Raw genomic sequence first — 23094 nt, 5'->3', positions numbered from 1 at the left:
AATTATGAAAACAATTAAATTAATTTCCGCCCTAGTAATTGTATTGTGTGTTAGTGCATTTACAATCAACAAATCAACGAGTAATGATGGCTATAAAATAGGTGACGTTGCTGAAGATTTTTCCCTTAAAAATATAGATGGAAAAATGGTGTCGTTATCAGATTATAAAGATGCAAAAGGATTCATTGTAACATTTACTTGTAATACCTGTCCGTTTGCAGTGGCGTATGAAGATAGAGTTCAGGCGTTAAACGAAAAATATGCATCTAAAGGCTATCCAGTAATTGCTATTATGCCAAATAATACAGATGTAAAGCCAGGGGATAATTTAGAAGCGATGAAGCAAAGAGCAAAAGAAAAAGGTTTTACGTTTCCATATTTAATAGACGAGGGGCAAAAAGTGTATCCAAAATTTGGAGCTACAAAAACACCTCATGTATTTGTTTTGCAAAAAGGAGATGGAATGAATATAGTTGAATATATTGGAGCTATTGATGATAATTATAAAGATGCCTCAGCTGCTAAAACTAAATATGTTGAAGAAGCGGTTGATGCTTTGTTGGAAGGTGAAGAGATAGAACAAAAAGAAACAAAAGCTATTGGTTGTTCTATTAAAGTTTAAAAAAGGCAAGGAATTTGATAAATGAAATCCGAAGTTGTAATACTTCGGATTTTTTTTCGTCTATAGTTTTAGATGTATTAATATTGTAATATATATTTTTTAATAAAGATAACATGGAAGATTTAACACAAGAAGAATGGACAGAACAATTAGAAAACGATGATAATGCTGTTGTTTTGGATGTAAGAACAGATGCTGAAGTGGCAGATGGTATTATAGCAAATGCCATTCATATAGATATTTATAAAGGTCAAGAATTTATTAATGAACTTGAAGATCTTGATAAAAGTAAAAATTATTATGTGTATTGTCGTTCAGGGAATAGAAGTGGACAAGCATGTAATATTATGGAGCAATTAGGTTTTGAAAACGCTTATAACCTTGAGGGAGGTATGATGGAATGGACAGGAGATGTTGTTGATTTAGATTAAAATATTTGCTCATGAAACATTTCGTTTTATTTTTTTGTATTGTAATAGGTACTTTTGGTTTTAGCTGTAAAAAGACTCTAAACCAAGAGCAAGTAAAAGTTATTTCTCCTAAAGAAATGCAGGTTTTTTTAGATGCTGATTCTGTTCAGTTTATAGATGTTAGAACGCCAAAAGAATTTAGTGAAGGTTTTATTGATACAGCTAAAAATATAGATTTTTATTCTTCTACCTTTAAAGATGAAATAAACAAATTAGACAAATCAAAACCTGTATTTATTTATTGTCGATCAGGAGGGCGAAGTGGTAAAAGTGTAAGTGCATTTTTAGAAGTAGGTTTTACAAAAATTTACGATTTGGAAGGTGGTTTTTTAAATTGGGAATCAGAAGGATATAAAATCAAAAAATAGACAGAGCGTTACTGAATAAATATTTTATTTCTTGTTTTTTTAACTTTTATCTTTTTTTTAAGTACTTCACCTTTTTTATTATAATTGGAAGTTTCTTTTGATTAATTTTATAAAAGTTTAATTTAGTGAGTCTTTTTAGAGGTACTTATATTTAAAAAAAAATAATTTAGAAGAAGTTATGGAAAACGGTTATATCATATTAGGGATAATTGCATTATTGTTTTTAAGTATGTACGGTTATGCATATTTTTCGGTTGCAATTGAAAAAATTAAGCAAAAAAGAGAAGCTAAAAGATTACTTGCAAAAGAAGAATTAAGACGACTTGAAAGTTTAGAAAAGCAAAAAATCATAGATGCTAAAGTTCAGAAATTTAATGACCGAAAAGAAGAAATTCATCGTGAATTAGTCCTTCTTGAAAAAATGAAGAATAAACAAAAAGTTAGTTAGAACTTTTTATTTAAATAAATTTAATAACCATTTCAACAAATACCTGTTTAAATGGTTTTTTTTATGCCAAAAAATTAAAATTCACACTTTTTAAAAAATAAAAACAATAAGATTAGTTTTATATCATAAATAATTTATATTTTTGACAACCAGAACAGAACAGAACGGTTTAGTGAAAGTTGATTTTGATATAAATATTAATAGCGAAATTCCAAAGTACCAGCAATTGGTAAACGCTATAAATAATGCCCTTGCTAATAATACATTATCAAGTGGCGATGCTTTGCCGTCTGTGAATGCCATTTGTAAGGCGTATAGTTTGTCTAGAGATACGGTGTTTAAATCCTATTCTATTTTAAAAGAACAAAATGTTATCGAGTCTGTACCAAATAAAGGGTATTATGTCGCTAATGATACAAGAAAAGTACTTTTGCTTTTAGATACTTTTAAAGCATATAAGGAAGTTTTGTACCATTCATTTGTTAATGACTTGCCAAAGAATGTCATTGTAGATGTGCAATTTCATCATTATAACATAGATAATTTTAAAACTATTATTAATAATAGTAAAGGAAAGTATTATAAGTATGTTGTAATGAGTTTTGATAGTAAAGAAGTTCCTAATGTATTATCAGAGATAGATGATAATAAGTTGCTCTTAATAGATTGGAATATACATTCACAGCCTAATAATAATTTTGTGTTTCAAGATTTTGGAGATTCATTTTACAAATGTTTAGAAGAAGCAAAAGAAGTCTTCAAAAAATATAAAAAAATCGTTTTTGTATATCCAGACTTTACGTTTCACCCAATAGAAACAATAGCTTATTTTAAAAAGTTTTGTGAAATGTATCATTTAAAGTTTGAGGTTATTACCGAAACTAAAAACTTTAATATTAAAAAAGGAGAAGCATATATAAGCGTAAGTGATAGAGTACTAGGTGTTTTTTTAGAACAAAGCCGCGGGTTGAATCTCGAACCAGGAACAGATGTTGGCTTTTTATCTTATAACGAAACGCCTATGAAAAAATTTATATATAAAGGGATATCTGTTATCTCAACAGATTTTAAAGAAATAGGAAATAAAGCAGCAGAGTTTGTTAGTAATGATAACACAATGCAGTGCTACATTCCAACTAAACTAATATTAAGAGAATCATTATAAACTATGTACTATTTAGGATTAGATATAGGAAGCTCATCTATTAAAGCCGCTTTAGTAGAAATAGCTACAGGTAAAAGTATAGGTGTTGTACAAGAACCAAAAGAAGAAATGGGCATGTTTGCTCAAAAAAATGGTTGGGCAGAACAAAAACCAAACGATTGGTGGCAGCATATTTGTGCAGCCATAACCAGTTTAAAGAAACAATATAATGTAAGCAGAACCCAAATTAAAGGCATTGGTATTTCGTATCAAATGCACGGTTTGGTATTGATTGATAAAGAAGGGAACCCACTTCGTAAAAGTATAATCTGGTGCGATAGTCGTGCTGTAGAAATTGGTAATGAAGCTTTTCAAAATATAGGAGAAAATACTTGTTCAGAAAGCTTGTTAAACTCACCAGCAAATTTTACAGCTTCAAAATTAAAATGGGTAAAAGATAATGAACCAGAAGTTTATAAAAACACTTATAAGTTCATGTTACCTGGCGATTACATTGCATACAAATTTTCAAATATCATAAACACAACCATTTCAGGATTGTCTGAAGGCATTTTTTGGGATTTTAAAAAGGATACAGTAGCCGATTTTCTTTTAGAACATTATGGTATCGATAAAGCACTTGTGCCAGATATAGTAGAAACCTTTGGAGAGCAATCGGTAGTCGATGAAAACGGAGAGGAAGCATCAGGAATAGCAGCAGGAACACCTATTTTTTACAGAGCAGGCGATCAACCTAATAACGCTTTGTCTTTAAATGTATTTAATCCAGGAGAAGTAGCCGCAACAGGAGGTACATCAGGAGTTGTTTATGCAGTTACCGATAGTTTATCTGTAAAAGAAAGTGCTCGTGTAAATAATTTTGCGCACGTAAATTATAAAAAAGGAGCCGCCGCACGAATAGGGAAATTACTTTGTATTAATGGAGCAGGTATACAATATCGTTGGTTATTAAATAATTTAGCTGTAAGCTCATATGAAGAGATGAATAATTTGGCAACCGATATTCCTGTAGGATCAGATGGTGTATGCTTAATTCCTTTCGGAAACGGAGCCGAACGTATGTTAAATAATAAAGAAATAGGCACGCGTCTTGTAAATATCAACTTAAATAACCATCATAAAGGTCATATGTGTCGTGCAGCTCTAGAAGGTATTGCCTTTTCGTTTGTGTATGGTATGGAGATTTTAAAATCAGATGGTATTAAAACCAAAGTTATTAGAGCAGGAAACGATAATTTATTTCGCTCCGAAATCTTTGCAAACACAGTGGCGACTTTAATTGAGCAAGAAATCGAAATTTATAATACAACAGGAGCTATAGGTGCCGCAAGAGCAGCGCATTTGCATAAAGGCGATTTTGAAACCTTTGGAAAGGCAATTATAGATAACGATCACGTTATGACATTCATGCCTTTTAAAGACAAAGAACCATATTTAAAAGCATATAATAACTGGAAAAACGAATTAGAACTCATTTTAAATAAATAACATTAGGGCGTTACCTTTATCCTGAATTTAGTTCAGGAACAGGTCGGGCTTTCAGCAGTCGCTTTTTTGTGTTGCATATGTGCAACAACACAAAAAGAGCTTCAATAAATGCTTTAATCCCTAACGCACATAGTAACTATTTAACAACTTAGTAAATAAACAGATAAACAATTAATACCTGAAAAAAATGGCAATTATAGGAAACAAAGAGTATTACAAAGGCATTGGAGACATTAAGTTTGAAGGCAAAGAATCAGACAATCCGTTAGCATTCAAATATTACAATCCAGATCAAGTAGTCGCAGGGAAAACCATGCGCGAACATTTTAAATTTTCAGTAGCATACTGGCATACATTCTGCGGACAAGGATCAGATCCATTTGGTCCAGGAACGCAAAATTTTGAGTGGGACAAACCTGCTGATGCTATTCAAGCAGCAAAAGACAAAGCAGATGCAGCTTTTGAATTTATAACAAAAATGGGATTCGGTTATTACTGTTTTCACGATTTCGATTTAATTAGAGAAGGCGCAACATTTGGTGAATCTGAAAGTAGATTAGCAGCTATTACTGATTACCTAAAGGAAAAACAAGCAGCTTCAGATGTAAAATTACTTTGGGGTACAGCAAACTGTTTTTCTAATCCGCGTTATATGAATGGTGCTTCTACAAACCCAGATTTCGATGTGGTTGCTAGAGCAGGCGGACAAGTAAAATTAGCTTTAGATGCTACCATAGCGTTAAATGGCGAAAACTATGTGTTCTGGGGTGGTCGTGAAGGTTATATGTCTTTATTAAATACTGACATGGGACGTGAGTTAGATCACATGGCACAATTTTTAACCATGGCTAGAGATTATGCTAGAGCAAATGGATTTAAAGGAAACTTCTTTATAGAGCCAAAACCAATGGAGCCTTCTAAACATCAGTACGATTTCGATTCGGCTACAGCTATTGGTTTCTTAAAAGAATATGGTTTAGATAAAGACTTTAAAATAAATATAGAAGTAAATCACGCTACTTTAGCACAACACACATTCCAACACGAAATTGAAGTTGCTGCAAAAGCAGGTATGTTAGGAAGCTTAGATGCTAACCGTGGCGATTACCAAAACGGATGGGATACTGACCAGTTTCCAAATAACATTCAAGAAACGACAGAAGCTATGTTGGTGTTCTTAAAAGCAGGTGGCTTACAAGGTGGTGGTGTTAATTTTGATGCAAAAATTAGAAGAAACTCAACCGATTTAGAGGATGTATTTCATGCACATATTGGTGGAGCAGATACCTTTGCACGTGCTTTGCTTATTGCAGATAAAATTATAACATCGTCTCCTTATGAAAAGTTAAGAACAGAGCGTTATGCTTCTTTCGATTCTGGAAAAGGAAAAGCTTTTGAAGAAGGACAATTAGGGTTACAAGATTTATACAAAATAGCTCAAGAAAACGGAGAGTTATCATTAAAAAGTGGTAAACAAGAATTGTTTGAAAATATTATCAATCAATATATTTAGCAATTAATTCATAAAATGAAACCTCAATTATTTAATAGTTGAGGTTTTTTTTATGCTTGATTTTTAGTCAAGCAGCTGCTCTTTGTCGTTAACCCGAAAGCAACATTCTTCTCCAAGGTAAAGTGGATTTCCATGTTTTTCAGACCAAAAGCCTTCTAGGATATCTTTAGAAATACATTTGTAAACAACGACGCCTTTGTAAGTGTTGTTTTTTTTGTCTTTGTAATTGAAATTAATAACAAGAATATTGTTCTTAAAAAAGCCAGTTCCTAGTTGTATATGTTCATTATTTATAAGCCATTTTGCTTTTATTCTATTATTTTCATCAAGGATTAAATCAAGAGTACCTTTGTACGTATTTTCTAAAGCATCTTGATTACTCCCTATTATATTGTATTGTCCAGTTAAATCTTGAATGGTCATAGTTGTAATGAATAAAATCAAAAATACTTAAAAAATAAATGAGAATTTTATAATTAGAATATTAACCTGTATAATAGTTCGTTTGTAGAGATAATACTATATCATAATGATAAATTGATTACTTATGAAGTAGGTATCAATAATAAAACATGCTTTTCAAATATGATAAACAATTGTAAATTTTTAAATTTGATGTTTCATAATAGATATTAATATGCCCCAATTTCTTTATAAGAGTATAATTATGATTAAATATTTTTGTTTTCTTCTGTTTTCTTTAAGTTTATTTTCTCAAGAAGTAAGCATTCCTACTCAGTTTTCTCAAGAAGGAAATCTATATAAAAACTTAAATAGAAACACCAACCAATTAACACAATCCTTAACTGAATTTAAAGAGAATCAAAAATGTTTTGTTATTGATTTTTTAGGTAGAGATAATTATAAAGTGAAGTTTAAAGATTGGGAAGGTATAGTTAAAATTGATGACTTGTTAGTTAATGAGGAAATGATGGATTTGTATTATGATTATCAAAATAAAGAACGAGATAGACTAATAGCAGATGAAGAACAGAGAAAGAAAAGAATATTAGAAAGCACAAAGAAAGTAGACCCAAATGTTCTCGAACAGAAAAGGCAAGATTCTATATTACATGTAAAAGCGATAGAGAAGAAACATCTAGAGGCAGAAGCTCAAGAGAGAAAGTTAGAAGCGGCTTTGAGAGAGCAGAAGCGGCAAGATTCCATAGCTCATGTAAAAGCGATAGAGAAGAAACATCTAGAAGCAGAAGCTCAAAAGAGAAAGTTAGAAGCAGTGTTAAGAGAGCAGAAGAGGCAAGATTCCATAGCTCATGTAAAAGCGATAGAGAAGAAACATCTAGAAGCAAAAGCTCAAGAGAGAAAGTTAGAAGCGGCGTTAAGAGAGCAGAAGCGGCAAGATTCCATAGCACATGTAAAAGCGATAGAGAAGAAACATCTAGAAGCAAAAGCTCAAGAGAGAAAGTTAGAGGCGGCTTTGAGAGAACAGAGGCGACAAGATTCCATATTTAGAGTAACAGAAGCTGGAAAAAAACAGGTTGAAGCAGTGGATGTTAATTTAATTGTAAATGAAAAAGAAGAAGAGTCAAGATTAGAAAGAATCAAATTTCGTTCTACATGTCATTATATAATTGATGAATATGATGATTTCTATAAAAAAGTATACATAAGAACTGAACCATATCAACTTAATAAAAATCTTACTGTCGAGTTGTATAAATATGGACAAAAAGAATGTGTCTTCTTTAATTTAAGTGAAGACTTAGGGTGTGCTAGTTATTTACCTAGAAATAGATCTAGTGTAAAAGTAATTCTTGAAAATAATTTCGCAATTGCTTTTTATCATTCTTGGGATATGGATTGTGGAAACTTTAGTTTTAAGGCTAACTTGTCAGCTTCTCAAGTCGCTAAACTAAAGGAGTCTCCAATAAAATCAATTCGTTTGAAAGGTACCGAGGAATCTACAACCATTATTGATATAGAATATAAAGAATTCTTTATAGATAAGTTGAAATGTATTGAATAGTTCTGTTAAGAGCTTATTGAAAAATAAAAGGTTTAAATATATTTAATCTTTTTTAAACAATTAATTAAAATAAATTATGAAATATTCTTTGTTAGTTTTATTGGTTTTTATTGCTTTAAGTTGTTCAGAAAATAAAGGATTAGAAGATAAAATTAACCAAGAAGAATATTACATCAATAATCTATTGTCAAAAATGACCTTAGATGAAAAAATTGGTCAAACCAATTTAAGAGGTACTTCAAGTAGAGCTAAAACCTTGTCAGAAGAACTTAAGCAAGAAGTTAGAGATGGCAAAATAGGAGCTTTACTAAATGTCATGAATACAGATTATGTTGATGAATTACAAAAAATAGCTGTAGAAGAAAGCCGAAATAAGATTCCTTTAATTTTTGGTAGAGATGTCATTCATGGTTTTAAAACTATATTTCCTATCCCTTTAGCTTTAGCTTCTTCTTGGGATAAACAAGTTGTTGAATCCTCATCAAGAATAGCAGCAATTGAAGCAAGTTCGGTTGGTATTCGTTGGACGTTTGCACCCATGTTAGATATTGCTAGAGATAGCCGTTGGGGTAGAATAGCGGAGTCTCCAGGAGAAGACCCTTACCTAGCATCTATTTTAGGGAAAGCTTATGTTAAAGGATTTCAAGGCGATTCTCTAAGTAATCCAACAAGTATCGCAGCCTGTGCAAAACATTATTTAGGATATGGAGCAGCTATTGGAGGGAGAGATTATAATACAACAGTTATTTCAGAACCTTTATTGCGTAATGTATATTTGCCCCCGTTTAAATCGACTTTAGAGGCTGGTGCAGCAACAGTAATGACTTCTTTTAACGAAATTAATGGTATACCGGTTACAGGAAATGAGTTTCTGTTAAAACAGGTTTTACGAGATGAATTTAAGTTTGATGGTTTTGTAGTTAGTGATTGGGATTCGGTTATAGAAATGATAAATCATGGATTTGCATCAGATGAAAAACATGCAGGAGAACTGGCTGCAAATGCCGGATTAGATATGGAAATGACGAGTAAGGCTTATGAAAACCATTTAAAAGATTTGATATTAGAAGGCAAATTTACAGAAGCTCAATTAGATGAATTTGTAAAAAATATTTTAAGAGTTAAATTAAGGTTAGGATTGTTTGATGCTCCTTATAGAGATAAAAACAATACAGATGTTTTTTATAAAAAAGAACATCTAGATGAAGCTAAAAATGCAGCTATTAAAAGTACAGTTTTATTGAAGAATGAAAATGTTTTACCATTATCAAAAACTACTAAAATTGCTGTAATTGGCCCATTATCCGATGCGCCTTTAGAGCAAATGGGTACTTGGACTTTCGATGGCGATAAGACGCATACAGTAACACCTGTTAATGCATTCAATAAAAGCAATATCAATTTTAATTATACTTCAGGATTAACTTTTAGTCGAGATTTATCTAAAGATGGGTTTTCTAAAGCAATTGCCAATGCTAAAAAGTCCGATGTTATTTTGTTTTTTGCAGGAGAAGAAGCTATCCTATCTGGTGAAGCACATAGTAGAGCAAATATAGATTTACCAGGTGCCCAAGAAGATTTAATAAAAGAATTGGCTAAAATAGGCCAGCCAATTATATTAGTAATTATGTCAGGAAGGCCTATAACTATTTCAAATATTATAGATCATGTAGATGCGGTTTTAATGGCATGGCATCCTGGGACTATGGGAGGAGACGCTTTGCACGATGTTATTTTTGGAATATCTGAGCCCCAAGGACGTTTATCTGTATCGTGGCCTAAAACCGCAGGACAATTACCATATTTTTACAATCATAAAAACACAGGGAGACCCGCAAATGCTGATGATTATGTAAGTATGTACGATATTCCAGTAGGTGTGTGGCAAAGTTCTTTAGGAAACGATTCTCATTATTTAGATATTGGGTTTACACCTCAATTTCCTTTTGGCTTCGGTTTAAGTTATACTCATTATAAATATGAAAACATTCAAGTTTCAAAAGATACAATACATTTTAATGAAGATTTAAAAGTGAATATGACTATTACCAATACAGGAAATCGTGATGGGAAAGAAATAGTGCAACTTTATATAAATGATGTTGTTGGAAGTATTACAAGACCTGTAAAAGAATTGAAAAAATTTCAGCATGTATCTTTAAAAGTTGGAGAATCCAAAGATGTTACATTTACAATATCTTCAGAAGATTTAAAATTTACTAATAATAAAATGATACATGCAGCAGAAGAAGGTGATTTTAAGATTTGGATAGGGCCACATTCGGCTTCAGGCTTAGAAAGTACATTTTATTTAAAAAAGTAAATAATTAAAAATGTTTTTTTATTTTATATTGTTACTAGGGTTTGTTGTTTTTCAATTTATAAATAAGCAGCGTTTGATTGTTTTAGAAAATAATAGTTATATAGAAGAATCAAAATTTAATACTAATAAATATAGTATTGAAGAACTTGGGGTTTATAATGAAGCTCTAATTAAAGAATTTAATAAAGTGAAGCCAAATAGTGAAACTTTTTTTTAAACTCAGGGCAAAGTAAAAATTTTATATAGAGAGAATAGTGAAAAAGAATTAGAATATTATCCAACTTTAGGTTATTATCTCGAAAATATAAAGATCATTAAGACTTATTACTATTTACATAACTAAAGAGTTATGTATAAATTAAACTTAAGTGATTAATTGTTTATGTTTTTTTTATTCCAAAGGCTAAAAATAAATAAGTATTTATTTTGCCATCTAGGGTTTTTCGTAAAATATTAAATGCCTTGGTAATATGCGCTTCAACAGATTTAATCGAAACATTTTTATATTCAGCAATTTCTATGTTGCTAAGCCCTTCCTCTTTACTTAGTAAAAAAACTTCTTTACACTTAGGAGGAAGGTTTTGGATTTCTTGTTTTACTAGTTTTATAATACGTTCTAAAGAATGATTATCATCCTCTTCAACAATAGTTGTAATAGCATCAATGTATTTCTTTTCTAAAGGAAAAAATGGTTTTTGCTTACGGTACTGATCTATAAATTCATTATATACTGATTTATATAGAAAACTATTAATATGAAAATTAGTTTTTAGATTTTCGCGTTTTTTCCACGTGCGTATAAAAACATTTTGCACTATATCTTCAGAGATATCTTGATCATGAATAAGACTATATGCATATACACATAGTTTATGATGGTAGTTGTCTACTAAAAAAGAATATGCTTTTGAGTCTCCAGATTTTAGAGCTCTTATTAATTGCGAGTTATCAGCATAATTATTTTTCATGTATTAAAATGATAAAAAAATATGTAATTCATTGCGAAAATATAAAAAAAAATAATAAAAAGTTAGGGTTATGTAAAAACGAAACGTATTAGATAAAAGAAAGCAGTAAAATGATTACCCCAAAAACAGAAAATTTAATAGTAAAATTTATTTCTAACCAAGCTTCTATGTCTGAGTTAGACGAATTGGAGAAATGGATACAAAATTCTGACAATGAGCAGCTATTTAGAGCATATATTAAAATTAACTATGCCATCGAATTTAATATGAGAAAATTCGATTCAAATAACGTGAAAATAGAATTATTACAAGAAATGGTTAATGAAAAAAAAGCTATTAAACTTAAACGAGCACGTAAAGTAATTTATTATTTGTCGGCAGCAGTTGTTGTAGGAATATTAGCTGCAATATATTTCTATAAACCAAGTTTGACAAGTAATTCTTTAGAGCCAATTCAAGTAATAGTAAATAATAATATAGAACCAGGAACTGATAAAGCAATATTGACTTTAGAAGATGGTTCGGTAGTTGAGTTAGGAAAATCTAATTCGTATAATACACATAATATAAATAGTGATGGTGAACAAATTGTATATAAGGATGCAAAGCCTCATCAAGCTGAAATTAAATATAATTACTTGACAATTCCACGTGGTGGTCAATTTTACGTGAAATTATCAGATGGTACACAAGTTTGGCTTAATTCAGAATCACAATTAAAATACCCTATAAGTTTTATAGAAAATAAAACACGAGAGGTAGAACTTGTTTATGGTGAAGCCTATTTTGATGTGTCTCCTAGTACAGAGCATAAAGGTTCAAAATTTATGGTGCTTAATAAATCTCAGGAAATAGAAGTATTAGGGACAGAATTCAATATTAAGGCATATAAGGATGAAACTAATATCTATACCACTTTGGTTGAAGGGAAAGTACTTGTTAATTCTCCAGCCCAGAGTCAAGTGTTAAAGCCGAAACAACAAACTAATCTTAATCTTGAAGATAACTCAATGTCCGTTGCGACGGTCAATGTTTATAACGAAATTTCTTGGAAAGAAGGTGTTTTTAGCTTTAAAGGAAAACCTTTAAAACAAATAATGAAAACAATATCAAGATGGTATGATGTAGATGTAGTTTTTGAAAACAAAGAACTTGAAAATATTACATTTAAAGGTGTACTAGGTAAAAATCAAGAGCTTGAAGAAATTTTAAAGTCTATTAAAACTTTAAGTGTGCTTGAAAACTATGAAATAAATAAAGAGACAATAATATTAAAGTAAGCTTATCTCTAATAAAATGAGTAAAAAGTTTTTTTAAGACACTTAACCAACAAGCAAAAATAAAACACGAGTATAATTAAAACCAGAATATATGTAAAAACAAAAACTATTAAGTAAAAAAAAGTAAAGGGAACAGAGTTTACACCGTCGAAAGTATTAGACTTCATCCCCTTTTGAGTCATTAATTATTTAACTAACTAATAACAGAACAAATTTATGGAAATTAAATTAAAAAACGTTCTTTCCTTTTTTAGAAAGAAACTACTGATAATTATTATGCGAACTTTCATTTTCTTATGCTGTATAACGGCTTTCAGTTTTACACCAAGTAATTTATTATCACAAAACTCTAAAGTGAAAATTGAGGTTAACAATAGTTTAACCGTAGATGAGGTCTTTGATCTTATAATGGAACAAACAGACTATAAGTTTATTTATCAAGAAGGTGTATTTAAAGATTTGCCAAAAGTAGAAGTGAAAAAGGGAAATATATCTGCGAATAAACTATTGAAAAAAAGTTTGTCAAATGGTAATTTTAATATTGTGCTTTCTTCTGATAATACCATTCTTGTCGAAGAAATAAAAACTGTAATTACTGAGGCGCAAGGTATACAAATATCGGGTACAGTTGTAGATGCAAATGGGCAGCCTTTACCCGGCGCCAATATTCTTGAAAAGGGAACGACTAACGGAGTTCAAACAGATTTTGATGGTGATTTCTCTTTATCAGTGGAAAATGAAAATACCATTCTTGTTGTATCATATTTAGGTTTTGTCACTCAAGAAGTTCCTGTAAATGGGCGAAAAACACTTTCTATAGCTTTAAAAGAAGATGCTGCTAGTCTAGATGAAGTTGTTGTTGTTGGTTACGGTACACAATCAAAAAGAAATGTTACGGGATCTGTGGCTACTGTAGATGCTACTAAACTTTCAGAGATGCCTGTTGCTCAGCTTACCCAAAAATTACAAGGACAAATATCGGGTGTACAAATTAATCAACAATCAGGAACTCCAGGTCAAGGTATGTCTGTACGTATTAGAGGGCAAGCATCTATATTGGCAAATAGTGATCCGTTATATGTTGTAGACGGATTTCCAATTACATCTGATATTAATGCTATTAATCCCGATGAAATAGAAACTATTTCGGTTTTAAAAGATGCTTCAGCTACTTCTTTATACGGTTCACGTGGTGCTAATGGGGTTGTACTTATTACAACTAAAGGAGCTAAAGTAGGTCAGTCTAGATTTAGTGTTAATGTTTATACTGGATTTCAAACGGTACCGCAAAGAGGTAGACCAGATTTGATGAATGGTACAGAGTTTGCACAATTTAAGAAGGAAAGTTATGAAGACAAAGGACTGGCTGTACCTGCAGAATTTCAGAACCCAGAACAATATGGTGAAGGAAGTGATTGGTATGATGCTATATTAAATGATGCTGCACCCATACAAAACTATAATGTTTCCTATTCTAAACGCGATGAGAAGCATAGTGTTTCGGTAATTGGTAGTGTTTTTAACCAAGACGGTGTTATACAAACTTCAAAGTATAAAAAGTATTCTTTAAGAGCTAATACTTCCTTTAATATTACAGATTGGTTGACATTGGGTATTAATGTAGCGCCTTCCTATACCGTAGAAAATAGATTAAATACGGATGGTTTGTTTTTTGGAGCTGGCGATCAAATATTGGCTGGTGCAATTCAAGCATGGCCAATAATTCCAATTAGAAATGACGATGGAACCTATCCTCCAACAGCTAATATACCAGGGGTTTCAGCTTTTCCTGCTCCCAATTGGCTTTATACAATAAATAATATTGACAGAGATTATAAGACCACTACTTTATTATCTAATGCGTTTGTTGAAGTAGACATTATTGATGGATTAAAAGTTAAATCAACTATTAATGCAGAATTTGGGCAAACTATAAATAAGAATTTTACGCCTTCACATGTATCTACCAGTTGGGTTGCTTCTCCTCCACGTACAGCAATATCTCAAAACTCTAATCGTAATTATTTTACTTGGTTAAATGAAAATACAGCAACATATACTAAGACACTTGCAGATAAGCATAACTTTGAATTGTTAGCGGGTTTTTCATCACAAAAATACAGATTTGAAGAAACTAATGTCCAAGCTTCAAACTTTCCTGATGATCGTATTTCAACAATACAGTCTGCTATTAATATTGATAGATCACAAACTTTTAATGACATTCAAGAGTGGGGTTTGCTTTCATTCTTTACTAGATTAAATTATAATTATGATGGAAAGTATCTATTCTCAGCTTCTTTTAGAACAGATGGTTCATCACGTTTTGGACCAGAAAATAGATGGGGTAATTTCCCTTCGCTTTCAGCCGGCTGGATTGTTTCAGACGAAAACTTTATGGATAACTTTGATGCCGTTTCATTCTTAAAATTAAAAGCAAGTTATGGTGTTACTGGAAATAACAATATTGGGAATTATACGCATTTACAAAATGTTTCTATAACAGAGGCTGCAATATTTGGGTCGACTGTTGCAAGTGGAGGCGCTTTAGCAGGAGTAGGAAATCAAAATTTAGGCTGGGAAAGAACAGCACAAACTAATTTGGGATTTGAAATAGGATTTCTGCAAAATAGAATTCAACTATCCTACGATTATTATACAAAAAAAACTACGGATTTATTATTTAACCTAGATGTGCCTAGAGAATCTGGATTTAGTGAAATTACATCAAATGTAGGTGAACTTAAATTTTGGGGGCATGAAATAGGTGTTAAAGCAAATGTATTGGATGGAGATTTTGGTTGGAATACAAACTTTAATATTGCTGCAAGTGATAATAGAGTAGAAGCATTGTCAGGTTTAACAGATGAACTCATATTTGGTGATTTCGGTGGTCGAGGTGCTACAATAACTAAAGTTGGTGGTAGAGTCGGTCAATTTTATGGGTTTATTCAGGATGGTGTTTATGCTACCCAAGCAGAGTATGATAGTTCGCCTAAACATGCTAGATCAGTTTTAGGAGGTATTAAATTTGTGGATATTAATGGTGATGGCGTAATAACACAAGGAGGAGATGACGATGACCAAACGGTTATAGGTAATCCTTTTCCTGACTTTATTTTTGGTTTTACAAATAATTTTTCATACAAAAATTTTGATTTGGCAATTGTTATGGCAGGTTCAGTTGGGAATGATGTTAATAGACGATCTGATGAAGGAACAGCTAATTTAGATGGTGTGTTTAACGTGCTTAAAGATGTTAAAGACAGATGGCGCTCTGAGTCTAATCCAGGAACTGGAAGATATGGAGGAACTGCTACTGGAGATACTGGTCAGGATAGAGGTACAAATCATACCCGTTTTATACATGATGCTAGTTACTTAGCGATTAAAAACTTAACATTGGGTTATAATATGCCGCTTAAAGAAACAAGTGTGTTTAGTTCTGTTAGGCTGTATTCAAGTATTCAACAGTTGGCAGTAATATCAGGCTATAAAGGTAATCCTGAAGTTAGTACTCGTGCTGGAGCAAATGAAAATGATCAACCAACTGCTTTAGCTCAAGGAATTGATTTTTCGGCGTATCCTGTTCCACGTACGGTGACATTTGGTGTTAATTTAACGTTGAAATAATTGTTTGTTCACATGAATTTAAAATTAGAAAAAATGAAAATAAAAATTTTATATATAGTCTTAGCATTTTCCATGGTTGCTTGTAGTGATTTTTTGGAAATTGAATCTGAAACAGACCTAAGTAATAGTACCTTTTTTCAAACATCAGAAGATTTTGAAAAGGCTATAAACGGTGCTTATGCTCCTTTACGTGATGCATACCAAAAATCAGCATATGTAATGGGTGAATTACGATCTGATAACTCTTATTATGATTATAATGCTGATAATAGAGGGCAACTTGCATCTGAGTTTATAGCTGATTTTACAGAAACTCCAACTAACGAAAATTTAGGATTTAAATGGGATAATAACTATGCTATTATTTCAAGAGCTAATAAAGTATTAGCCTCCATCGAAGATGTAGAGTTTGATGATAATAGTTTAAAAGATAATCTTAAAGGACAAGCTTTATTCTTACGTGCATTTTCTTATTTCGACCTTGTTCAATATTTTGGAGAAGTACCACATCATTTAGAGCCTGTAACAACGTTAGAAGGGACAGCATTACCATTGTCAACTACCGATGTTGTTTATCAACAAATTATAGATGATGTGCAATCTGCTGCTACGTTACTACCAAATAAAACGAATCAAGAACCTGGACGTGCTACTAGTGGTGCAGCAAAAACACTATTAGGTAACGTTTATATGGTGCTTAAAATGTATACACAGGCAGCGACTGTTTTAAAGGAAGTTGTAGATTCTAATCAATATGCTTTAATTCTGAATTATGCAGATGTATTCGATCCAAGTAACAAAAATAATAGCGAATCTATATTTGAAGTACAATATTTAGAAGGATCAGCAGGGTATAACAGTAATTTTATTTACCAGTTTATGCCACAGCCAATTACTGCAGAGGAGGTAGCTCAAATTACAGGAGTTTCGGATGCTCAGTCTTTACAAGTTGAAGGATTCAATTTACCAACACCTGACCTTATTGCTAGTTATGAAGATGGAGATTTAAGAGAAGATGCTACTATCAGCTATATTAATATTTCAGCATCTGGGATGTTAACTCCTTATGTAGCCAAATATAATCATGCGCATTCTCAGTTTAATAACACGAATGACAACTGGCCTGTGTATAGATATTCTGAAGTGCTACTTTCTTTGGCCGAAGCACTATTTGAATCTGGTTCCGGAGATCCTTTAATTTATTTAAATGAAGTCAGAAATAGAGCCGGTCTTGCTGATGCTGTTACAATTGATAGTGATATTATTCTTCATGAAAGAAGAGTAGAATTAGCTTTTGAAAATAAGAGGTGGCTGGATTTGGTTCGTACTGGTAATGCAGATGCTGTAATGAAAGCTTTTGGAGCAAATGTTAAAGCAAATCCTCAGGATTATTATTTCCCACTAGGAATAGCCCCATTACCTTCATCATATGTAACAATCAATACAATATTCCCGTTACCATCAAGAGAAGTGATTTTAAATCCAAATTATTAATATAAATTAAATAAAAAGCAAGGCATATCCTTATAAAGGAATGCCTTGCTTCATTTAATTTTTAAAGTATAAACTTAAAGAGACTTGTGTCTAAGTATAAATCAGAAATATTTAAAAACCCTTTTAAATTAGAAATATTTTTATTTAAAAATGAGGTTAACTTCACATTTACAGAGACTAAGCGAAACTATTTCAGGGGAATTATTTCATGACGATTTAGTTAAATCGATATACGCTACCGATGCTTCTGTATTTAGAATTTTGCCGTTGGCAGTGGCGTATCCTAAAAACAACGAAGATATCAAGCAACTCATTAAGTTTGCTAAAACTCATAATACATCCTTAATCCCTAGAACAGCAGGTACTTCGCTTGCAGGACAGTGTGTTGGAGAAGGTATAGTTGTTGATGTGTCTAAATATTTTACTAAAATATTAGATGTAAATAAAAAGGAACAAACCGTTACAGTACAACCTGGGGTTGTGCGCGATGAATTAAATAATTATTTAAAGCCTTTTGGATTATTTTTTAGCCCGAATACATCAACATCAAACCGCTGTATGATTGGTGGAATGGTAGGCAACAATTCATCCGGAACGACATCTATTCGATATGGTGCTACACGAGATAAAGTAACTGAAATGCATACTATTTTAAGCGATGGCTCTGAGGTTGTATTTAATGAAATATCTTCAGAATCATTTCAAAATAAAGCAACATTAAATACTTTAGAAGGTAACATTTACAAAACTATTTATTCTGAATTAAAGTCTGAATCTGTTCAAAAACAAATCATTGACAATTTTCCGAAACCAGAAATACATAGAAGAAATACAGGTTATGCAATTGATGAGTTGATAAAAACAGAAGTGTTTTCTAATAATTCTGAAAAGTTCAATATGTGTAAGCTCCTTTCAGGAAGTGAAGGGACCTTAGCGTTTACAACACAAATCACATTAAAATTAGATAAACTACCGCCAAAGCAAGCGGTGATGGTAGCGGTACATTTTACAAGTATAGAAACCTGTTTGAATGCTGTTGAACTAGTTATGAAGCATAATTTGTACACCTGCGAAATGATGGATAAAACCATTTTAGATTGTACAAAACACAACAAAACACAAAAAGTAAACAGAAGCTTTATTGAGGGCGACCCAAAAGCTATTTTAATGTGCGAGGTAAAAGCTTTTACCAAACAAGAAGTTGATGTTTTAGTAGAAAAATTAATAAAAGATATTGAAACTTCTGGGTTAAGTTATGCGTTTCCAAAATTAGAAGGTGACGAAATTAACAAAGCAAACAATTTACGTAGCGCCGGATTAGGACTGTTAGGAAATATAATTGGCGATAAAAAATCGGCAGCATGTATAGAAGATACTGCAGTGGCATTACCCGATTTGGCAAATTATATTTCAGAGTTTTCGGCATTAATGAAGGGTTACAACCAGGAAGCTATTTATTATGCTCATGCTGGAGCTGGTGAATTGCATTTGCGTCCTATTTTAAATCTTAAAAAGTCTGAAGATGTTGTGTTGTTTAGAAAAATAACAACCGATGTCGCACATTTAGTAAAAAAATATGGCGGAGCTATGAGTGGCGAACATGGTGATGGTATTGTACGGTCTGAGTTTATTGAACTAATGATTGGTAAAGAAAATTACAATATTTTAAAACGCATAAAAACTGTTTTTGATGAAAGTAATATTTTCAATCCAGGAAAGATTGTAAATCCATTACAAATGGATAAATCGTTACGTTACAAAGCAGATAGAGTAGAGCCAGAAATAAAAACTCTACTCGATTTTTCTGCATCTCAAGGCATATTGCGTGAAGCTGAAAAATGTAATGGTTCTGGTGATTGTAGAAAATTGCCAGAGTTTGGGGGTACTATGTGCCCAAGTTATCGCGCCACAAGAAATGAAAAGGATACCACGCGAGCTAGAGCCAATGCATTACGAGAGTTTTTAACCAATTCTAATAAAGAGAACAAGTTCGACCATAAAGAATTAAAAAAGGTTTTTGACCTTTGTTTGAGTTGTAAGGCCTGTGCTAGTGAATGTCCAAGCAGTGTAGATGTAGCAAGTTTAAAAGCAGAATTTCAATACCAATATCAAAAAGCAAATGGGGTGCCTTTGCGTACTAAATTATTTGCTTATAACAACACGTTGAATCGTTATGGTAGTGTGTTTCCTGAGTTGACAAACTTTGTGTTTTCTAATGGTATAACAGCGTCCATTTTAAAAAAATCGTTCGGAATCGCTAAAGAAAGACAACTACCATTAATTTCTAATAGAAGTTTAAATAAAGAATTTCAAACCATTAAAAAACATATAGAAAGTAAAAATACCATTAAAACGGTTTATTTGTTTAACGACGAATTTTTGAATTATTTAGATACTCCAATTGGGATAGATGCCATTAAACTATTAACCGCATTAAATTATGAGGTTAAGATGGTAAAAAATGCTGAATCTGGACGAACCTTTTTATCTAGAGGATTGTTAGAACAAGCCAAAGAAGTAGCAAATAAAAACGTTAACATTTTTAAGGGTTTAATTACTGAAAAAACACCATTGATTGGTATTGAACCATCTGCTATTTTAACATTTAAAGATGAATATTTAAAGTTAGCAGACGATAAAGTCTCCGCAGAAAAAATTGCAAAACATACTCTTTTAATAGAAGAGTTTATTCAGCAAGAAATTAAATTAGGTAATATTACTTCGGATACATTTACTTCAGAAGAAAAAATAATTAAGTTTCATGGACATTGCCATCAAAAATCGTTTGGCAACCAACTGTCCAGTTTCGAGGTGTTGAATCTTCCTAAAAGCTATAAGGTCACCATTATACCAAGTGGTTGTTGTGGTATGGCAGGTAGCTTTGGCTATGAAAAGGAGCATTATGAGGTGAGTATGAATGTTGGAGAACAAACCTTGTTTCCTGCTGTTAGAAAAGCATCAAACGATGTCATAATATCGGCTAATGGGACAAGTTGTAGACATCAAATTAAAGATGGTACAAAACGAGAGGCAAAGCATCCTATTACTATTTTAAGAGAGGCTTTGGTTTAAAAGAATTTATAATTAGAGAAAATAAAAAATTAAATGAGTATATGGCAAAATTAACAGCATTAGTATTCAGGGTTTTTATTGGGATACTATTTTTGTCTTCCATATCATTATTTGCCCAAGAAGTAAAAGAAGAAGCTACCTGGATTTGGTTTCCAGGCGATCTCGAAATTTGGGTAAGTAATAAAATGCAATCTAATCGAACAGAACGTCAAGCTTTTTTACCACCACTTTGGCGTTATTATAGCCCATATGCGTTGGTGACTTTTCGTAAAAGTGTCTATTTCGAAACAGATGACGAAATCACTATTAATTCCGAAGGGCAAACTAAAATTTTGATAGATGGTGCACTTCATTTTGGCGACCGTAACAACATGTTTATTCAAAAAAACAATAAACTTCTAATTCCTAAAGGACAACATACTATTACGGTCAAGATTTACAATCAAGAAAAAGTACCAGCACTTTTTATTAACGGGAAGTATTTAAAAACAAATAATTCTTGGAAAGTTACCTACGAAGATAAAGAATGGATAAATGCTTCAGGAAAAAGGTCGGATGATAGAGGTACGGAATGGCAAAAAGCTGCAAATTGGAATTTTAACTCGGTTAGCAGTTTGCCTTCCGAATTTAAATTAGCCACAACCCCTAAGAAACCAATAACGACAGAAATGTATAAAGATGGTTTTGTTGTTGATTTCGGGGTGGAAACATTTGGATTTGTTAAGCTACATGGATTAAAAGGAAAAGGCTCCATTAATTTATATTATGGAGAATCTATTGAAGAAGCCAAATCTGATTATGATTGTGAGACTTTAAATAGATTGACTTTTGATGGCACTCAAGAAGATGAATATACATTAGAAGGTTCAAACGCATTCAGGTATATTTATGTCGTACCCGAAGGTGAAATTTCTTTAGATTCGGTATCGATGCTATACGAATATTTACCTTTAGATTACAAGGGAGCTTTTAAAAGTTCAGATGAAAAACTGAATAAAATATGGGATATATCTGCATATACCATGCATCTTACATCAAGAGAATTTTTTATAGATGGCATAAAAAGAGACCGTTGGATTTGGTCGGGTGATGCCTATCAAAGTTATCTGATGAATTACTATTTGTTTAACGATAATCCATCGGTAAAAAGAACGCTTTTTGCACTTCGAGGGAAAGACCCCGTAAAAAGCCATATCAATATTATTATGGATTATTCTTTTTATTGGTTTTTAGGAGTTTACGATTATTATAAGTTTTCGGGTGATGAAGCGTTTATCAAACAAATTTATCCTAGGATGAAATCGTTGATGCAGTTTTGTTTGGATCGCAGAAATGAAAATGGTATGGTTGAAGGCCTACCAGGAGACTGGTTATTTATCGATTGGGCTGACGGCTTAACAAAAGATGGCGAGGTGAGTTTTGAACAATTGTTATTAGCTAGAAGTTTAGAAGCAATGGCAATTTGTGCTAAAATCACTGGTGATAATGAGAGTATAGAAACATATAAAAATCTTGCTCATGATTTAAAAGAAAAATTATTTAAGATTTTTTGGTCAGAAAAAAAACAAGCTTTTATCCATAATAGAGTAGATAATAAATTAACAGATAATGTAACCCGTTACACAAATATGTTCGCCATTTTCTTTGATTATCTAACAGAAACACAAAAACAACATGTAAAACAAAATGTATTACTAAATGACAATATTCAGAAAATCACCACACCATACATGCGTTTTTATGAATTAGAAGCTTTGTGTGCATTAGGAGAACAGGAATTTGTTTTAGATGAAATTCGAGATTATTGGGGTGGTATGTTAGATTTAGGAGCTACTTCTTTTTGGGAATTATACGATACTACAGATACAGGTGAAGAACACTTAGCAATGTATGGTAGACCATACGGGAAAAGCCTTTGTCATGCTTGGGGAGCAAGTCCCATTTATCTTTTTGGAAAATATTATTTAGGTGTTCAACCTACTTCAGCAGGTTATAAAACCTATGAGGTAAAACCAAACTTAGGCGGTTTAAAATGGATAGAAGGAAAAGTGCCAACACCAAATGGTGAAGTGGACATATATTGTAGTACTAAAGAAATAAAAGTGAAAGCATCAGATGGCGAAGGCACATTAATTTTCAACAGTAAAAGCAAACCAAAAACAAATACAGGTGTTATTACGCAATTAGATAAAGAAAAGTATAAGTTAATACTTCAGCCTAATACTCCATATCAAATTAAATACAAAGCACATTAGTTACTAATGCA

17 protein-coding genes are annotated in these 23094 nt (G+C 31.9%); 15 read left to right on the top strand and 2 right to left on the bottom strand.

What is annotated here, in order from left to right:
• Nucleotides 1–4: 4 nt before the first annotated feature.
• From ACH5TW_RS04370 to xylA, 7 genes are all read left to right on the top strand, one after another.
• Nucleotides 5–622, top strand: a complete 618-nt coding sequence (locus tag ACH5TW_RS04370; protein WP_439335261.1) for a thioredoxin family protein — start codon at nt 5–7, stop codon at nt 620–622.
• 113 nt (nt 623–735) lie between these two features.
• Nucleotides 736–1053, top strand: coding sequence for a rhodanese-like domain-containing protein (locus ACH5TW_RS04365; protein ID WP_439335260.1), 318 nt, complete (start codon nt 736–738; stop codon nt 1051–1053).
• An 11-nt stretch (nt 1054–1064) separates the two neighbouring features.
• Nucleotides 1065–1460 (top strand): rhodanese-like domain-containing protein, encoded by a 396-nt coding sequence (locus ACH5TW_RS04360; RefSeq protein WP_439335259.1) that lies wholly within the window; start codon nt 1065–1067, stop codon nt 1458–1460.
• Between the two features lie 178 nt (nt 1461–1638).
• The gene (locus ACH5TW_RS04355) at nt 1639–1908 is read left to right on the top strand and encodes a hypothetical protein (RefSeq protein ID WP_439335258.1); all 270 of its coding nucleotides are present in this window, start codon (nt 1639–1641) and stop codon (nt 1906–1908) included.
• A 142-nt stretch (nt 1909–2050) separates the two neighbouring features.
• Nucleotides 2051–3073 carry a GntR family transcriptional regulator gene (locus tag ACH5TW_RS04350; RefSeq protein WP_439335257.1) on the top strand — a complete coding sequence of 341 codons (1023 nt, stop codon included), beginning with the start codon at nt 2051–2053 and terminating at the stop codon, nt 3071–3073.
• Nucleotides 3074–3076: 3 nt separating this feature from the next.
• Entirely contained in the window at nt 3077–4561 is a 1485-nt protein-coding gene (locus tag ACH5TW_RS04345; RefSeq protein WP_439335256.1) for a xylulokinase, read from the top strand.
• A 187-nt stretch (nt 4562–4748) separates the two neighbouring features.
• A complete protein-coding gene (gene xylA / locus ACH5TW_RS04340; RefSeq protein WP_439335255.1) occupies nt 4749–6074 on the top strand; it encodes a xylose isomerase in 1326 nt (441 codons plus the stop codon).
• 63 nt (nt 6075–6137) lie between these two features.
• Here the strand turns inward: xylA and ACH5TW_RS04335 are convergent, their stop codons facing one another.
• Nucleotides 6138–6497, bottom strand: a complete 360-nt coding sequence (locus tag ACH5TW_RS04335; RefSeq protein WP_439335254.1) for a hypothetical protein — start codon at nt 6495–6497, stop codon at nt 6138–6140.
• Nucleotides 6498–6741: 244 nt separating this feature from the next.
• Between ACH5TW_RS04335 and ACH5TW_RS04330 the strand changes: the two genes are divergently transcribed.
• The 3 genes from ACH5TW_RS04330 to ACH5TW_RS04320 all read left to right on the top strand — a co-directional run bounded on the left by ACH5TW_RS04330 (nt 6742) and on the right by ACH5TW_RS04320 (nt 10598).
• Complete coding sequence (locus ACH5TW_RS04330) at nt 6742–8058, top strand: coiled-coil domain-containing protein (protein ID WP_439335253.1); 1317 nt, start codon at nt 6742–6744, stop codon at nt 8056–8058.
• Between the two features lie 76 nt (nt 8059–8134).
• Nucleotides 8135–10381, top strand: a complete 2247-nt coding sequence (locus ACH5TW_RS04325) for a glycoside hydrolase family 3 N-terminal domain-containing protein (protein WP_439335252.1) — start codon at nt 8135–8137, stop codon at nt 10379–10381.
• A 10-nt stretch (nt 10382–10391) separates the two neighbouring features.
• Nucleotides 10392–10598 carry a hypothetical protein gene (locus ACH5TW_RS04320; protein WP_439335251.1) on the top strand — a complete coding sequence of 69 codons (207 nt, stop codon included), beginning with the start codon at nt 10392–10394 and terminating at the stop codon, nt 10596–10598.
• 163 nt (nt 10599–10761) lie between these two features.
• Here the strand turns inward: ACH5TW_RS04320 and ACH5TW_RS04315 are convergent, their stop codons facing one another.
• Nucleotides 10762–11349, bottom strand: coding sequence for an RNA polymerase sigma factor (locus ACH5TW_RS04315; RefSeq protein WP_439335250.1), 588 nt, complete (start codon nt 11347–11349; stop codon nt 10762–10764).
• Nucleotides 11350–11459: 110 nt separating this feature from the next.
• Between ACH5TW_RS04315 and ACH5TW_RS04310 the strand changes: the two genes are divergently transcribed.
• From ACH5TW_RS04310 to ACH5TW_RS04290, 5 genes are all read left to right on the top strand, one after another.
• Complete coding sequence (locus ACH5TW_RS04310) at nt 11460–12629, top strand: FecR family protein (RefSeq protein WP_439335249.1); 1170 nt, start codon at nt 11460–11462, stop codon at nt 12627–12629.
• 276 nt (nt 12630–12905) lie between these two features.
• Nucleotides 12906–16262 carry a SusC/RagA family TonB-linked outer membrane protein gene (locus tag ACH5TW_RS04305; RefSeq protein ID WP_439335248.1) on the top strand — a complete coding sequence of 1119 codons (3357 nt, stop codon included), beginning with the start codon at nt 12906–12908 and terminating at the stop codon, nt 16260–16262.
• Nucleotides 16263–16295: 33 nt separating this feature from the next.
• On the top strand, nt 16296–17756 hold the full coding sequence (locus tag ACH5TW_RS04300) for a RagB/SusD family nutrient uptake outer membrane protein (protein ID WP_439335247.1): 1461 nt from the start codon (nt 16296–16298) through the stop codon (nt 17754–17756).
• A 150-nt stretch (nt 17757–17906) separates the two neighbouring features.
• Complete coding sequence (locus ACH5TW_RS04295; RefSeq protein WP_439335246.1) at nt 17907–20828, top strand: FAD-binding and (Fe-S)-binding domain-containing protein; 2922 nt, start codon at nt 17907–17909, stop codon at nt 20826–20828.
• 41 nt (nt 20829–20869) lie between these two features.
• Complete coding sequence (locus ACH5TW_RS04290; protein WP_439335245.1) at nt 20870–23083, top strand: alpha-L-rhamnosidase-related protein; 2214 nt, start codon at nt 20870–20872, stop codon at nt 23081–23083.
• The last annotated feature ends 11 nt before the right edge of the window (nt 23084–23094 follow it).

This window comes from Thalassobellus sediminis (genome assembly GCF_044386045.1).
Classification (GTDB): domain Bacteria; phylum Bacteroidota; class Bacteroidia; order Flavobacteriales; family Flavobacteriaceae; genus Thalassobellus; species Thalassobellus sediminis.
The sequence above is the reverse complement of the archived record's forward strand: the minus strand, read 5'-3'. Positions and strand labels throughout refer to the sequence as shown.